The sequence below is a fragment of the Arthrobacter sp. H41 genome (genome assembly GCF_000520535.1).
Classification (GTDB): domain Bacteria; phylum Actinomycetota; class Actinomycetes; order Actinomycetales; family Micrococcaceae; genus Arthrobacter_D.
On record NZ_KI914766.1, the window covers coordinates 1 to 1,625 of the forward strand.

Below are 1,625 nucleotides of genomic sequence, written 5' to 3' on the forward strand. Positions count from 1 at the left end.
CCAGCGACTGAGCCGCCGCTCGGCGGGATCCTCCGATAGGCCGGAGGGGGCCCTGTGGCGGTGATGGAAAAACAGGGTGAGGTCCAGAAAGCGGCTTTGCCAGAAGGCCTCGTTGCGTTCGGCTTGTGAGGATGTCACGGGCAGCTACTGCTGAGTGCCGTGCGTGGGTAGGCGTGAGTCACGTTGGCGGGGTCCAGGGTTCTCTCCGGCGAGGGCGCAGGGTTCAGGTGCATGTGGTCAAGCTCCGGGATCATGGTCTCGTGATGGCGTGGTGGATGATGACTGACAAGGCTGCGTCCGGTCCGCAGGGTGGTGTACACGAAAGCGGCCTCCGGGCTCGCGGTGAGGCAAACCTGGAAGCCACTTTCTTATTCGGGTGGGGCAACTACATCCCGGCCTTGGGGCGCCGGTGTTTTTCTAGTTGGCGTTAGTTGCTGTCTTGCGGCGGGTGCTGAAGAGCGCTCCTGCTGCCAGAAGCAGCGCTCCGGCGAGGGCGGCGATGCCGATCGTCGTTTCGTTGGTGTTGTTCGCGGCCGCAGCCAGCGACTGAGCCGCCGCTCGGCGGGATCCTCCGATAGGCCGGAGGGGGCCCTGTGGCGGTGATGGAAAAACAGGGTGAGGTCCAGAAAGCGGCTTTGCCAGAAGGCCTCGTTGCGTTCGGCTTGTGAGGATGTCACGGGCAGCTACTGCTGAGTGCCGTGCGTGGGTAGGCGTGAGTCACGTTGGCGGGGTCCAGGGTTCTCTCCGGCGAGGGCGCAGGGTTCAGGTGCATGTGGTCAAGCTCCGGGATCATGGTCTCGTGATGGCGTGGTGGATGATGACTGACAAGGCTGCGTCCGGTCCGCAGGGTGGTGTACACGAAAGCGGCCTCCGGGCTCGCGGTGAGGCAAACCTGGAAGCCACTTTCTTATTCGGGTGGGGCAACTACATCCCGGCCTTGGGGCGCCGGTGTTTTTCTAGTTGGCGTTAGTTGCTGTCTTGCGGCGGGTGCTGAAGAGCGCTCCTGCTGCCAGAAGCAGCGCTCCGGCGAGGGCGGCGATGCCGATCGTCGTTTCGTTGGTGTTGTTCGCGGCCGGTGTTCCTGTAACACCGGTATCCGCCCCGCCGGTGGGCATTTGTCCCATCTGGGTGGAGCCGAAGTTGTGGGTATCCAACCAGGCGGAGACCTCGGCTGAGAACTGGTCCTTGGTGTTGTGAAGGGTCAGGGCGTGCCCGGTGGCCGGGATGGTCACCGAGGTGATGTCCTGGACTCCGGTGAGCAGTGCGGCCTGTTCCTCGGCCTGGATGGGGTAGATGGCGTCCTGGCCGCCGATGAGGACCAGGGTGGGTGTGGTGATTGATCCGATGTTGGCCTTGTTGGTGTCTACCGCTGCCTTGTAGGAGGTGATGTCGCCGCAGGGGTCCATGTTGCGCATCGCGGCCGTGGTATCCACCACTGCTGGTTCGGCGTTGTCGGTGAAGAAGTGGGCTTTGATGAACATCTCCGGGGTGTCCGCGCCGAAGTAGACGTACCCGGGTGAGCCGGGGTCACCTTCGGAGAGCCCTCCACCAGCCTCGCAGGCAGCGATTGCCGTTTCCAGGGCACCCATCGCGGCGGGAGAGACGGTGGTGTCGGAGTAGGACAG

At 63.9% G+C, this 1,625-nt stretch carries 2 protein-coding genes; both read right to left on the bottom strand.

Annotation, left to right across the window (positions count from 1 at the left end):
• Positions 1-417: 417 nt before the first annotated feature.
• Complete coding sequence (locus Y705_RS23535; protein ID WP_081737744.1) at positions 418-672, bottom strand: LPXTG cell wall anchor domain-containing protein; 255 nt, start codon at positions 670-672, stop codon at positions 418-420.
• A gap of 284 nt (positions 673-956) precedes the next feature.
• On the bottom strand, positions 957-1,625 hold a 669-nt coding region (locus tag Y705_RS0103160; RefSeq protein ID WP_026531805.1), incomplete at its 5' end, for an alpha/beta fold hydrolase.